Annotated in this window: 11 protein-coding genes and 1 tRNA gene; 9 read left to right on the plus strand and 3 right to left on the minus strand. The window is 63.3% G+C overall.

Going from position 1 to position 13,333, the window contains the following annotated elements:
* The 4 genes from lnt (at position 1) to EP7_RS23285 (ending at position 4,102) form a co-directional block, all read left to right on the plus strand.
* The gene (lnt, locus tag EP7_RS23270) at positions 1-1,722 is read left to right on the plus strand and encodes an apolipoprotein N-acyltransferase (protein ID WP_463524553.1); all 1,722 of its coding nucleotides are present in this window, start codon (positions 1-3) and stop codon (positions 1,720-1,722) included.
* A 284-nt stretch (positions 1,723-2,006) separates the two neighbouring features.
* Positions 2,007-2,882, plus strand: coding sequence for a hypothetical protein (locus tag EP7_RS23275; protein ID WP_463524554.1), 876 nt, complete (start codon positions 2,007-2,009; stop codon positions 2,880-2,882).
* On the plus strand, positions 2,851-3,084 hold the full coding sequence (locus EP7_RS23280) for a hypothetical protein (protein WP_463524555.1): 234 nt from the start codon (positions 2,851-2,853) through the stop codon (positions 3,082-3,084). Before EP7_RS23275 ends, EP7_RS23280 begins: the two co-directional genes overlap by 32 nt.
* A gap of 289 nt (positions 3,085-3,373) precedes the next feature.
* Complete coding sequence (locus EP7_RS23285) at positions 3,374-4,102, plus strand: Rad52/Rad22 family DNA repair protein (protein WP_463524556.1); 729 nt, start codon at positions 3,374-3,376, stop codon at positions 4,100-4,102.
* Between the two features lie 106 nt (positions 4,103-4,208).
* Here the strand turns inward: EP7_RS23285 and EP7_RS23290 are convergent, their stop codons facing one another.
* A complete protein-coding gene (locus tag EP7_RS23290) occupies positions 4,209-5,375 on the minus strand; it encodes an acyltransferase family protein (RefSeq protein ID WP_463524557.1) in 1,167 nt (388 codons plus the stop codon).
* 371 nt (positions 5,376-5,746) lie between these two features.
* Here EP7_RS23290 and glgA point away from each other — a divergent pair, with 371 nt between their 5' ends.
* The 4 genes from glgA to EP7_RS23310 all read left to right on the plus strand — a co-directional run bounded on the left by glgA (position 5,747) and on the right by EP7_RS23310 (position 9,793).
* The gene (gene glgA / locus EP7_RS23295; RefSeq protein ID WP_463524558.1) at positions 5,747-7,264 is read left to right on the plus strand and encodes a glycogen synthase GlgA; all 1,518 of its coding nucleotides are present in this window, start codon (positions 5,747-5,749) and stop codon (positions 7,262-7,264) included.
* Positions 7,265-7,353: 89 nt separating this feature from the next.
* The gene (gene galT, locus EP7_RS23300; RefSeq protein ID WP_463524560.1) at positions 7,354-8,370 is read left to right on the plus strand and encodes a galactose-1-phosphate uridylyltransferase; all 1,017 of its coding nucleotides are present in this window, start codon (positions 7,354-7,356) and stop codon (positions 8,368-8,370) included.
* Positions 8,370-9,311, plus strand: coding sequence for a DUF58 domain-containing protein (locus tag EP7_RS23305; RefSeq protein WP_463524561.1), 942 nt, complete (start codon positions 8,370-8,372; stop codon positions 9,309-9,311). The genes galT and EP7_RS23305 overlap by 1 nt, the downstream gene beginning before the upstream one ends.
* Positions 9,308-9,793 (plus strand): hypothetical protein, encoded by a 486-nt coding sequence (locus EP7_RS23310; protein ID WP_463524562.1) that lies wholly within the window; start codon positions 9,308-9,310, stop codon positions 9,791-9,793. Before EP7_RS23305 ends, EP7_RS23310 begins: the two co-directional genes overlap by 4 nt.
* A gap of 21 nt (positions 9,794-9,814) precedes the next feature.
* On the opposite strand, the gene EP7_RS23315 is transcribed toward EP7_RS23310, so the two are convergent.
* Positions 9,815-10,393, minus strand: coding sequence for a hypothetical protein (locus tag EP7_RS23315; protein ID WP_463524564.1), 579 nt, complete (start codon positions 10,391-10,393; stop codon positions 9,815-9,817).
* Positions 10,394-10,932: 539 nt separating this feature from the next.
* Between EP7_RS23315 and EP7_RS23320 the strand changes: the two genes are divergently transcribed.
* Positions 10,933-11,006 (plus strand) — tRNA-Val (locus EP7_RS23320).
* An 810-nt stretch (positions 11,007-11,816) separates the two neighbouring features.
* Here EP7_RS23320 and EP7_RS23325 read toward each other — a convergent pair.
* Positions 11,817-13,319: a hypothetical protein gene (locus EP7_RS23325; RefSeq protein WP_463524565.1), complete on the minus strand. Its 1,503-nt coding sequence runs from the start codon at positions 13,317-13,319 to the stop codon at positions 11,817-11,819.
* Positions 13,320-13,333: the final 14 nt, after the last annotated feature.

Raw genomic sequence — 13,333 nt, forward strand, 5'->3', positions numbered from 1 at the left:
ATGACCCCCGAAACGATCGCGGTCTCCCCACAGCCGAGGTCTCCGCTTGACCGCAGCCCGGCGTTGCTCTCGGTCGCTTCGGCACTGCTCACCTGGGCCACCTTCCCGCCGGCCGAGGCCAGTTGGCTCGCCTGGGTCTCGCTCGTCCCCTTCTTCTCGGTCCTCGGCAGCCAACGGCCCGCCCGGTCGATCTACTTCGGGGCCTGGCTGGGCGGCCTGGTCTTCTGGGTGCTCGCCATCCAGTGGATCCGGCATACCGACGAGACCGCCTGGCTGGGTTGGCTGGTCATGGCCACCTTCCTCTCCCTCGGCTGGCCCCTGTTCGTCTGGCTGACCCGCACGGCCGTGCTTCGGCTGAGAATCTCGCCGCTGGCCGCCGCACCGATCATGTGGGTTGCCCTGGAGTTGGTCCGCTCTTACATCCTGACCGGGTTCCCCTGGTATTACCTGGCCCATAGCCAGTTCCGGATGCTCCCGGTGATCCAGATGGCCGACCTCACGGGTGCGCTGGGCCTGAGCCTCCTGATCGCCCTGGTCAACGCAACACTCACGAAAGCGTTGCTCTCGTGGACCAATCCCGCCAATCTGGGCCACCCGCAACTCGACCGTGACGCGATCCGCGGGGTGATCGTCACCTCAGCCTTGCTGATCGCGACCCTCGCCTACGGCGGGATCCGGCTCGCGACGTCCCGCTTCGAGGCCGGCCCGCGCATCGCCTTGATGCAGACGAATATCCCCCAGAGCTACAAGAACAGGGCCGAGAGCACAAAGATCATCGCCGATATCGAGGCTATGATCGCTCGACTGGCCAAGGCCAAGGAGCGGCCCGACCTCCTCGTCTGGCCCGAGACCTCGTACCCCCACGGCCTCGTCCAGATCGCCGGCGGCCTCTCCGCGTCCGAGTTGGAGACGCAAGGCAAGGTCTACGGCCCCAACCGAGAGCCAGCCTGGTACAACGAGCAGAAACGCATCACCGATGGCTATTTGCTCGAACTCGCCGGCTACCTGAAGACGCCCATGGTCGTTGGGGTGACCTTGTACGACTTCGCTCGGGGGGGGGCCTCGCGATTCAATTCGGCCGTCGTCATCGAGCCCGGCAAGGCCGTGTCGCAGGCCTATCACAAACTCTTCCTCGTCCCGTTCGGCGAGTACATCCCGCTCTTCGAAGTCTTCCCCTGGCTCATCACGCTGACCCCGTACCGCGATGGTTACGTCCCCAACCTGTCGTTCGGCCGCGAGACGCCGCCACTCGACGTCAACTCCTGGCGTTATGCCGTCGCCATCTGCTTCGAGGACACGGTGGCCCGCGTCGTCAGGCGCGGCATGGTCCCGGACGCCACGGGGCGCGCGCCCGATGTCCTCTTGAATCTGACCAATGACGGCTGGTTCCACGGGTCGCCGGAACACGAGATGCACCTGGCCGTCAGCGTCTTTCGGGCCGTCGAGAACCGGGTTCCCCTGGCCCGTGCGGTGAATTCCGGCATCTCGGCGATCATCGACGGCAACGGCAAGATCATCGCCAGCTTGCCCAAGATGACCGAGGACATCCTGAGCGTCGTCACCCCGCTCGATGGCCGCGTGAGCCTGTATACCAGGCTCGGAGATTGGGTCGGCGGTCTCTGCCTGGCGGCCTGTCTGGCCGTCACGGTCATGGCATTCCTGGGCAAGACACGCCACCAACCTATCTCCGCCAATCTTCCCGGCTTGCCCCAAGGCGGATGATGAGGTAAGTTTGCCCCAATCAGGTTGCACAACGGCGCGAGCCATGGGTTGTCAGGGCGTAGGTCTCGATCTGTGCCCTGACCCTCCTTGCCGCGACTTGCGTTGCGCCGATACGATAGATCGAACCTAACTCGGCACACGCCCACGGCGTCGTCGCCGGGCGTGTGCTCATACCCTCACTTCGGACGCGAACGGACCAAACGCCCTCGCCTCGCTCGTCCTGTGCCGGCGTGGTCGGAGGGTTGGCCGGTCGACCGTCTCCTCCTGACATTTAGGGTGGAACTATGACGTTCGTCGGCAAGATCCTGGTGATCGCCATCATGGCGTTCTCCCTCCTGTTCCTCGCCTTCACGACGGTGGCGTTCGTGACGGGCACGAACTGGAAACTCGAGACGAGCAAGGTCAAGGAAGTCCTCAACAAGAAGCAGTCCGAGGTCTCGAATCTCACGGCCGAGGTGACCAAGCAGAAGACCGAGATCGACGCGGCCAAGAAGACCCACGAGACCGAGGTCAAGGACTTCGACAACAAGATCGCCCAGCTCAACAACGATATCGCCCAGATCCAGCAGCAGGCGACGGAGGCCAAGGGCTCGCTCGAGGCCGCCCAGCAGGCAGCCAAGCTGGCGCTGGATGAGGCCAACGCGAGGACGAAGGAAGTCGACCTGCTCCGCGCCCAGAATGAGGCGGTTCGCAAGCAGTCCGACGAATTCAAGCTCTCCAAGACCGCCCTTGAAGACGCCCGCCGCGAGCTCGAGCGTCAGCTCGAAGTCGCCAAGAAGCTGAACGAGAACCTGCGAGATCGGGTCTCGACCCTCGCCGCGTTCCTCCGCAGCAAGGGCCTGACCGACAACATCAATCAGGTGAAGGCCGAGATCCAGGGCGCGGTCGCCCCGCCGCCCGACGTCGAAGGCGTCATCACCCGGATCGATGCCCAGTCGAAGCGGGTCGAGATCAGCATCGGCTCCGACGACGGCCTGATCATCGGCCACGAGCTGAACATCTTCCGCACCAAGCCGAGCACCGATTATCTCGGCAAGATCCGGATCATCTCGGTCGAACCGAACCAGGCCGTCGGAACGCTGGTCAACGGCAAGACGTACCAGGGCAAAAAGCTGGAGGAGGGGGACATTGTCGCGTCTACGATCCACCCGAGGGGCTAAGGCCCCCAGCCGACCCGCAGGCGGGCGCCCCGGCGTCTTCGTCCAGAGCCCGCAGAGCGACATTTACGTCGTGATGCTCTCCATCGCCCTGGGCGCGATCCTGCTCGGATGCCTGCTACTGGCGCTCATCATGAACCAGTACGGCTTCTCGACCCAGGTCTCGTCGCTCGTGACCGAGACCTCGAGCCGGCTCCTCGCCTGACCCCCGAAAATTTCGTACACTGTACGCTTGTCAATCCCCAGCCAAAGCGATACAATCCCTACCGTCCGACCGATCGTTCCACCCGGAACGGCCTGTCGGACGGTGGCGCGCCACTTGCTTTGGACTTGTGCCTCGGCGTGCCGACGAAACGAACCCGGCGCGGGCTTTGGCCTGCCCCGTTTCGCTTCTCGCGTCCAAGAGGCGATTGATTTGCACCCGGTGTCCGACATCAAACGAGGGGGGCTGACGACCATCGAGTCGCGGCCCAGTCCTCCGGGGGGCGGTACTCATGACCCAGAATCCCGACCTATTTGCGGCCCTCGCCGCGTCCTTCGACCCGCAGGAAGTCCGCGTCCGCTCCCAGGGCGGCCGCCAGTTGCACTACATCACCGCCCGGACCGCCATGAACCGGCTCGACGACGTGCTCGGGCCCGAGAACTGGTGGGACGATTACGCCCCCAACGCCAACTCGGTGCTCTGCCGCCTGACAATTCGCCTGCCGGACGGTTCCACCGTCACCAAGCAGGACGCCGGCGGCTACGCGGGCATGGCCGACCAGGGCGACGACGATAAGAGCGGCTTCTCCGACGCCTTCAAGCGGGCTGCTGCCAAGTTCGGCATCGCTCGGTACCTTTACCGCGACGGTGTCCCGGCCTTCGTCCGGGAGCGAGATCCCGCCCTCAACATGCCCGCGCAGGACAGTTCAGCCCCTCAGAGGGCCGTCGCGGCCCCGGTTCCGCAGGCTGTTCCGGCGAATAACAACGCCAATGTCCGGCCTGCCGGCTCGGCTCCTCGCAGCGGCCGTGCCCTGTTCGCCTGGACCAAAGAGCAGGAGCAACTCCATGAAGTTGGCCTGCTCAAGTATCTGAACAACTGGGCCAAGCTCCAGGAATTCCCCGCCAGGATGGTCGACTGGGACGCCGATCAGGTTGCTCTCGCCTATACCGAGGCGACCCGTAAGCTCCAGTCGATCCAGCCGACCCACTCCGAATCGTATCAAGAAGCGCTGTCCAACTGATCGGCTTGACCTTCGGAATTTGAGCGTCACATTCCGGCCCTTCGTGCTTCACAAGCACGAGGGGCCGCTCCATTTCTCGGGGCTAGGGCCAAAGCCATCGTGCCATTCAGGGAGCCACGGCAACCTGGGCTGGCATCCTCGGTCGCGTCCGGTCGGAAGCCGTCGTCGGGGTTGTATCGACGAAAAGGCTTTTCCAGGCGAGGAATCGCTTTTCGTAGAGGTGCCAACTAAGCCAGGCTGTGGCCATCGAGCCTGCGACGATGATCCCAACCCGCGACGCAAGGGCCCAACCGGGGTCGAGCATTCCCATGGTCATCCGAGCCGCCAACATGATGAACAGAGGATGGAAGACGTACAGGCCGTAGCTGTACTTCCCCAGCCAGCGAAGCATGGCCGAGCGGAACGGAACGGCGGCCCATCTCGAGGTTACGGCAAGCACCAGGATCGATCCATAAAAGACGCCGATCAGCGAGTACTTGAACACCTGCAACCAGGCCGCGCCTGAGCCGGAATTCGCCAGATAGATCGGGGCTGCCAGGCCCGCCGTCACGATCGACGTCACCCAGGCCTTGCCACGCCAACCTGCCATCCCCAGCGGTCCCCGTGCGGCCAGGGCGAGCCAGGCCCCCAGGGTCAACGAATCCATCCGCGCCAGCGTGAACGTGAATGACGAGAACCCATAAATTTCCATCACCACGCGGATGGCCGCGGCGCCCGCGATGCAGCCGAGGCAGACGCCCATGAGCCGTCGACGCCCGAACGCGAAGATCACGGCAGGCCAGACCAGATAAAACTGCTCCTCGATCGCCAGCGTCCAGAAGTGACCGAACGTGCCCCCCTCAACCCCGAACGTCGCCGGCAGATTGGCCGTGTACGTCCAGAGCCAGATGGGGTTTACGCCCACGGGTCCGATGCCGAAAAGAGCGGGCGTAAGCACGAACGCGGCGATCAGCACGCCGTAGTAAAGCGGGAAGATGCGAAGCGTGCGGCGTCCGTAAAAATTGAAGAAGTAGCGGGGCGAGGCCTTCGTGTCGTACAGAATCCCTGTAATCAGGAATCCAGAGAGCACGAAGAACAGGTCTACACCCGTCTGGCCAATCCGAGTCGCACCATAGAATGCCCGCGCGATCCCGCCGGATGGGGCGACTTCGGACTGAGCGATATGGAAGACCAAGACCAGGAGCACGGCCAGCCCTCGCAGGCCGTCGAGGGCCGGGACGTGGCCACGAAGTTCAGACGGGATCGAGTCGACGTCGTTGGTGAGCGGATTCATGGTGGTCAATCCTTCGACCCTGAAAATTCGCGCAATTTCCGTGACGGGCCTCCGCCCGCTTGGTCGCGGAGTACTATCCGCCGACGATGACGTTCCTGTCAAGCATTCCCCTTGACCCCTGCAAACGCGAGTCCGCCGGTATTGAGGTCTCCTGCCAGTTGCCGCAGGGTCATTGTGCGGTCGGTCGGACGACGGAGTCGAGCCCCTCCGAGGGAATGCAAACTTCGAGGAACGCTTTAGAGATCGCTCGAGCGACGATCCAGGTTGCCCGCCGCCTCGCGACTCGTTACAACCGACGACCGGTCTCGCGGCCGAAACGGTCGCGCGACGCCGGCCCACGGACGGCCATCGACGCAGTTGACGAGACGGTTATGCGACGAGCAGGCGAGGACTCTCCACTCCACATCGCGATCGTCGCCTCGGAGGCGGTCCCGTTCTCCAAGACGGGCGGACTCGCGGATGTCGCAGGCTCGCTCCCCCGCGCGCTCAACGCGATCGGGCATAGGGCCAGTCTCTTCGCCCCACTCCACCGGTCCAGCCGCCAATCGGGCCTGCAACTCGAAGACACGGGCCTGAGGCTGGACATTCCCGTCGGACCACGGATCATCCAGGGTTCGGTCTTCCTCGTGAGGCTTCCCGGCACGGATGTCGTCGCTTATCTCATCGACCAGCCCGAATACTTCGACCGGCCACAGCTCTATCAGACGGACGGCGTCGATTATGGCGACAACTGCGCCCGGTTCGTCTTCTTCTGCCGGGCTGTGCTGGAGACTGTCCGCCTCCTGAACCTCGATGTCGACGTCTTCCACTGCAACGACTGGCAGACCGGACTGATCCCGGTCTATCTCGATGAGCTTTACCGCGCCGACTTGAGACTCGGCCGGGCCGGCACGCTGATGACGATCCACAACCTCGCCTATCAGGGATGGTTCTGGCATTGGGACCTGCCATTGACGGGCCTCGATTGGGGCCTGTTCAACTTCCGGCAGCTCGAGCACCACGGCCAGCTTAACTTTCTGAAGGCGGGCATCGTCTTCGCGGATCTCGTCAGCACAGTCAGCCCGACCTACGCCCGAGAAATCCAGACCCCGGCCTTCGGCTGCGGCCTGGAAGGTCTGCTCCAGCAACGCGGGGCCGACCTCCGAGGGATCGTCAACGGCATCGACACAGACGTCTGGAACCCTCGCATCGACCCTGTACTCGCCGCGAAGTACGACATCGAGAGCGTCGCCATCGGCAAGGCGGAGTGCAAAGCCCAGCTCCAGCGTCGGGCCAGCCTGACCGAATTTCCCGATGTCCCGCTGTTCGCGCAGATCGGCCGCCTCGACAGCCAGAAGGGCTGGGACCTGTTGCTCGAGGTGGCCGAGCAACACCTTCAAGGAGACGTGCAGGTTGTCATCCTCGGCGAAGGGAGCCCGCGCTACCACGAGGCCCTCGATCGCCTGGCGCATCGGTATTCGGGGAAGCTGCGCGTCTTCCTCGAGTTTTCGAACTCGCTGGCACACCAGATCGAGGCGGGCGCCGATCTGTTCCTGATGCCCAGCTTGTACGAGCCATGCGGCCTGAACCAGCTCTATAGCCAGGCCTACGGTACCGTGCCGATCGTTCACAAGACCGGCGGCCTGGCCGACACAGTGGTCGACGCAACCCCGGAGAACCTGGCCTTGAGGACAGCGACCGGGGTCACCTTCGACGAACCGACCCCGCAGGCCCTGATGGGCGCGATCGAGAGGGCGACGAGGCTCTTTCGCGACCGGGGCGCCTGGATGTCGATGGTCCGAGCGGGAATGGCGCGGGACTCCTCCTGGAATCAGAGCGCCCGCGAATACGTCGCCCTCTACCGGGAGGTCGTCGAGCATCGTCGAGTCTCCCCGGCCGAGGTCATCTGACTCGGTTGCGTCGGGGCGATCGCCCGACGATGATCGATGCGGAACGCGCGATTCAGCCGGTCGCCAAGTTGTCTGGGGATTGTGCACGCATGCCCGAGCTCCGCAAAGATCCGATCCTGGGACGCTGGGTCATCATCGCGATCGAACGGGCCAAGCGTCCCCACGACTACAAGTCGGCCGCTCACCAGCAGCTCGACGGTGACAACTGTCCGTTCTGCGAGGGCAACGAGGCACAGACGCCCGCCGAGGTCCTGGCGTACCGCGAACGAGGAACGCTGCCCAATCATCCCGGCTGGCGTGTCCGGGTCACCCCTAACAAGTTTCCCGCCCTGAAGATCGAGGGAGACCTGGATAAGCGCGGCGATGGCATGTACGACATGATGGCAGGAGTCGGGGCGCACGAGGTGATCATCGAGAGCCCCAGGCATCACGTCAGCATGGGCGAGTTGCCGGAAGAGGCGATCCGCGAGGTCATCTGGGCCTACCGCGACCGCATGGTCGACCTCAAGAGAGACCAACGGTTCCTGCACGGGATGTTGTTCAAGAACGTCGGGGCGGCCGCGGGGGCCAGCCTGGAGCACACCCATAGCCAGCTCATCGTGCTGCCGGTCGTCCCGGTCACCGTCTGGGAAGAGATGATGGGCTCCCTGGAGTTTTTCAACTACCGGGGACGCTGCATCTATTGCGACATGATCCTCCAGGAATCCACCCAGCAGAAGCGGATCGTCCTGGACACGCCGCACTTCTCGGTCTTCTGCCCCTATGCCAGCCGCTTCCCATTCGAGACCTGGATCGTCCCCAAGGCCCATTCAAGTCACTTCGAAAACATCACCAAATCGGCCGTCGACGACCTTGGGACTGTGCTGAAGTCGGTGCTCAACAAGCTGGAGGTCGGACTCGACAAGCCGGCCTACAATTACATCATCCACACAGGTCCGTTCGACCACGGCGACTTGCCGCACTATCATTGGCACATCGAGATCATCCCCAGGCTGACGAACATCGCCGGGTTCGAGTGGGGCACCGGGTTCTACATCAACCCCGTTCCCCCCGAGGCCGCCGCCACGTTCCTCGACAACGTGCGCGTGCCCGAGACCGTCCGGTGATGGCTCGTCTGGCGGCCTGGTGGAAGCGACGGCGCAAGCTCGATGAGATGGCCCCGTCGACCCGCAATGAGTTCCCGAGCCAGGCCGCGGCCTTGCTCCGCCAGGTCCGGCGCCTCCGTTTCAGGGCTCGACCCGGCGACCTGGCCCAACTCTCCGGGGCTTATCTCGGCAGCCGGCCGGGCTCGGGCCTGACCTTCTCCGAGCTCAAGCCTTACGAGCCGGGAGACGACGTCCGCCACCTTGACTGGAACGTGACCGCCCGCCAGGGAAGGCCTTATGTCCGTTCCTACATCGAGGAACGGGCCCTGACGCTCTGGATCGTCGCCGACATCTCGGCGAGCCTGGGATTCGGCCCACCGCGGGCCCGCAAGGCCGACCGAGCCATGCAATGCGCGGCGCTCCTGGCGACGGCCGCCTTGCGGAACCAGGACCGGGTCGGGTTGCTGCTGGTTGGCGATCGGATCGAGCACGAACTTCCGCCCGGCGGGGGTGTTCCTCATCTCTCCAGGCTCCTCAGGCTGCTCGTCCTCGCCCCGTGCTCCGGCCAGAAGACGAACCTGAACGCGGCAATCGAACGCCTCGCGCGCCTGGAGCGACGTTCCTTGATCGTCGTCCTGAGCGATTTCCTCGACCTCCCCGACCCGATCGCCTGGGGCAAGATCGCGTCGAGGCATCAGGTGCGGGCGCTCCGATTCGTGGCGCCCCTGGAACGGGAGATTCCCCAAACAGGCCTGCTCTCAGTCACGGACGCAGAGAGCGGCGCATCAATCGTCCGTGACACTGCCTCCACGCGTGCCTCAGCCCGCTATTCTCACGGGGCAACGCAGCGGCAAACCGCCTTCACCCGCTGGTGTCGCTCCTCCGGAGTGCTCGGCACCGAGGTCGATACCCGTCACGAACCTCTCGTGGCCCTGCTCCGACTCTTCCGCAATCTCCCATGAACCAACCCGGAATTCTCATCCCACCTCGCCCCCTGCCCGGCCTCGAAGGCTACCCCGCCGCGCGGACCTTGCCCCTTTGGGGCGTCTCGGCCGCCCTGGCCATCGCGGCATTCGCCTCGATCTGGTGGTTCCGCCGTCGCCGGCACGAACCAAGACGCGCAGCCGCCCCTTCGATCAGGCAATCGCAGGACGTTGAAGGCGAACTCACGCACGAGCTGGTCGCACGAGTACGAAACGCGTTGGTGACGCGCTTCGGGGCCGGCTGGTCGGCGAGGACCACCGAGGAAATCGCCGCCAGCACGGAGCTGGCGGCGATTCTCGGCGACGACTTGAGTCGCATGCTCATCGCCTGGCTGGCCGAGCATGACCAGTTTCGGTTCGCGCCAAATCGAGGAACGGAGGACGAGCCTCGAATTCCGCCCGGACCATGGCTCCAGGATATTCTCAATCGACTCGGCCAAGTCGACGGCGTGACGCGCTGAGCCGACACCTGCCAGCCTCTCTCAATCACCGACTTTGGAGGGACCAGGGGAGGCGGGCTTCTGCGCGTCGTTCGCCGTCAGTTCGAGAGGTTTCTTCAACTCCTCCGCGGCGACGACTTTTTCAACGCCCTTTTTACGTTCGGCCGCGTTGGGGTCGATGTACTGCGTAGGTGAAGCTTCGGCCTGATCGGCAAACGGTTCGGAATAGACAGGTCGTGCCGACCGCCGGTAGATAATCCGGGCCTCCTTAATTTTCAAAGAATCGGCCTGGCTGCGACTATTTGTATGGCCAAGCTTGGCAACTTTGAGCAAGTCAACCGGTAGCTGTGGCGCCAGCTCGGCAACATTCGACCCCTGGACCGTCAACAGACGCGACCCCTCGACGACCTCCTCGGCACGAACGATCTCATGTCCACCCGGGAAGTGAGTATCCATGAGCTTGTCCGCCTGGCTCCGATATTTGGTCGGCCAGTGGTCGGTGTTCTCCGGGATGGCGACAACGCCGAAGTCTTTGTCTTGGTAGACGTAACGCACCCCTTTCGTCGTTCCACAACCGACGACCAGGGGAATCAGGATCGCGAAAATCGTGTGCGGGCGCATGTTGAGCCTCCCATGCGAGCGCCGCTATTCCGGAGCCTGGCCGTTGTATCCGTTCCAACGGAGGCCAGAGTCCGGGCGCGTCGAGGCAGACTGACGCAAACAAATCGAGTTAAGCTCAAGGTAGTCGATCGAGGTGAGTGAAGAGGTCAAGAGCAAAATTCGCGCCGAGCCTCACTTGACATCGCTCGATTCAGCAGTTGCCAGGTCGATCTCAACTCCTAGCCGACACAAATCAAGCGGCCAGGTTCGCCGAAATTGCACCGTTCCGACGAGTCCCTCGACCACATCCGCCCTCCCTGCGGGCGAGGACGAGGCGATCGAACTCGCCTTCACGAGTCGAAATTGCGAACTGACCTTGGGAACGGATCATTCCGCGGAGCATCGGTTCGCAACCCTCCGGATCGACGGGCGTGCTCGGTATCGTAGCCAAGTGGTGGGCCACGGCTGCTCCGAAAACCTGGACCGTTCAGCCGCGGAATCCAGCGCGATTGACCTTGACCAAGGCCCCCCGATCCAATAAACTTCGACTCTCTTGATGAGGGCGATTAGCTCAGTTGGCTAGAGCACCAGCTCGACACGCTGGGGGTCACAGGTTCGAATCCTGTATCGCCCATGAAGTTGTTATCTCGCAAGTCGTTGCAAAACTTCTTGGAGTAATAGACTGAAGAATCCCTCTGGGTCACGATCCAGGGTGATGGATTCTTCCAGACGACCGATGAAGTGTCGAGGCCCGGCGAATCCTTCAGGGATTCGCCGGGCCTTTTTTATTGCCTGTCGGCCCACTTCCGAGTTGACCGAGAGGCAACTCATGGGCACAGACTTCGTCCTCTCTCGAGCAACAAGATGAACGGTCGCAATGCGACCACCACGACTCCGCGCGATCAGGAGTACGTCGAAGTCGGCCATCCCCTGGGCTTGCAACTGCCGCGAGGCGTTGAGGTCCTTCAGAGCGAGGACATTGGGGACACCAGGTCGCCGGGCCGTGTCCGCCGTCACCTGGATGGTGGCGATCAAGCGGCGGTGTCTACCGTTCAAGTTTACGCCCAGAGAACTCAGGGTGATTCATCCTCCCCTTGCCGTTTGACGCTGAATTGCGAAGTCGTCGCGGATGCGTCTTCGCAGTTTCCGACCGCTTGGGGCGTTCAGCGACGAGGAACGCCTCAGGGGCGTGTTCGGGGAGCCCCGGACGGTCGAACTCGGGATGGCCGACTCCTCGATGTCGAACAGACCAGGGGCGTAGACAGGTTCTTGCGGTCCGAGATGACCTGGAAAGTGTGCGGACGCGTTGACCAACGCCGTCACCTGCGACAGATCACCGCAGCCCCCATCTCCACCGCCCCCAGCGACGCGTCGTCGGGATTCAGTCTCGCCATGAACTCGTGATCTTCCGCGTCAGGCCTGGCTCGAACATGGGCCGGGGGGCTCAGAGCTTCTTGAGGAGATCCGCCACACTCTTCTCGAAGCGCTGCTGCCATTCGGGCGCGAGGATGCAATCGCTATCCTCCTGGGCCCCGCCCACGTTCCTGAGCTGGTCCGCAGTCGGCGCATAATAGAGATATCCGTTGGTATAACCCGCGATGAATGTCAGGTCGTGCGGAGACCTCTCCTTGATGTCGAGGCCGGTCCGTACGGTCAACTCCCCTGGAAATGTGACGAGCACGAAATCGCCGATCCTGAGGCCCATTACCTCGACTTCGATCGTCCGACTGCCTGCCGCCAGGTTGTCCGCCTGATGCTTCTTCAGCAGGGCCAGATTCGTTTTCGTCCTCGTCATTTGCTCCATGATGTGAATATTCTCGCGATAATCGTTCATGTTCGCGCGGTTCTCCGCGTCGAGTCTCGTCAGATCATCCCGGCCTGCCGCTTTCTCGGACAGATAGCGGTGCGAGGCGGCTGAAGGAGACTGGCCCGAACCCTCGTATTTCACGACGAGCGGGATGAACGATTTCAAGTTCAAGCTCGTGCCCTTCAGGGATTGGAGCAGATCCTGAAGCTCGGCCTCCCTGGCCGCGATAGGTTGCGCGAGATCGGCCCGTGGCAGCGAGACAATCTCGCGGAAGATCTTCAGGCGACTCTCCGGGACGCAGCGGATTGTCTTCGATGCGTGCAAGGTGCTGAGGCCCAGCATGTTCCCGAGGGGCTCGGCGTTGCGCGGGTGGTCGACGGCTTTATAGGAGACGGGATTGATGTCGCCTCCGCACCCTTGAAGGAACAGGGCGACTGTTCCGTCGCTGAGATTGGCCTCGATCACACTGGAGGCAAACCCCGTGAGGTCGGCGGTGATCCCTCCACTCGGTACACCTTGGATTGGATGGCAGGCGAAGTTGTAGACGATAGCCAGGGTGCGCCCGTCTTCCCTTTCCAGTCGCAGGAGGCCAATCTCCGGGTCGACCGGGCCGACCCCGGTGACGAGTTCATCGGGCGGGAGCGAATACGCATGGCGGACGTCAGCTTCCTTGCCATTCTTCAGCGTCAGCCTGCGATTCTCCATGATGCGGTCTTCGTGGCCCGCACCGGCGCCGACCTTGACGGGGACCATCGCCTTCGAGGCTTCCTCGACCGCCCGAACGGTCCGCTCGGCGACATCCGCGCAGACCACGCCGTGGCAGTGACTCGCATTGATGAGCACTCCCTCGGGCTTGATGCCCAACGTCTTCTCCAGCTTCGAGCGGACCTCGGGAAGGTAGTTATTGCCGATATGGCCGATCTCGCCGATGGCGACCGCGTCGACGGTGATGATCACCGCCGTCGTCAGGTCATCCTTCAGCACGAGTGCCCTGGCGTAGAGGCGGTCGTTGATCGGCCCGGCGACGGTGCTCGTGATATCCACCTTCGCAACGCCAGCCCTGATCCCGGCCGCGGTGGCGACGCCCGGCTGAGAGCAGAACGCAGCACACATCACGAGAAGTCTCAGCAGAAACCTCACGGAACGAGATCCCC

The organism is Isosphaeraceae bacterium EP7, from assembly GCA_038400315.1.
In the GTDB taxonomy this organism is placed as follows: Bacteria; Planctomycetota; Planctomycetia; order Isosphaerales; family Isosphaeraceae; genus EP7.